At 35.9% G+C, this 234-nt stretch carries 1 protein-coding gene; it reads left to right on the top strand.

The window, feature by feature from the left end; genetic code table 11:
* Positions 1–234 (top strand): hypothetical protein (locus SB749_RS20965; protein ID WP_410712018.1); only part of this gene is annotated, 234 nt, incomplete at both ends.

Below are 234 nucleotides of genomic sequence, written 5' to 3' on the forward strand. Positions count from 1 at the left end.
TCTTAAATGATTATAAAATACATCAAGTAGCTGATTTGCAAAAAAAATTGCCTGATGGTTTTAAACAAAGTTGGTTATTCGAGTCTTTGGCTATTTTACACAGTCAAGGGGCAATTGTTCTTGTCCAAGATGATAATGTGATAAAAGAGGTCCAAGAACAGTGTAAGAAGCTTAATGCATATATTATGCAGCAAAGTCTTGTGAGTCCTGAATTGACAGCGTTGGCTAGCCCAC

This window comes from Brevibacterium sp. SIMBA_078 (assembly GCF_046534565.1).
Classification (GTDB): Bacteria; Actinomycetota; Actinomycetes; order Actinomycetales; family Brevibacteriaceae; genus Brevibacterium.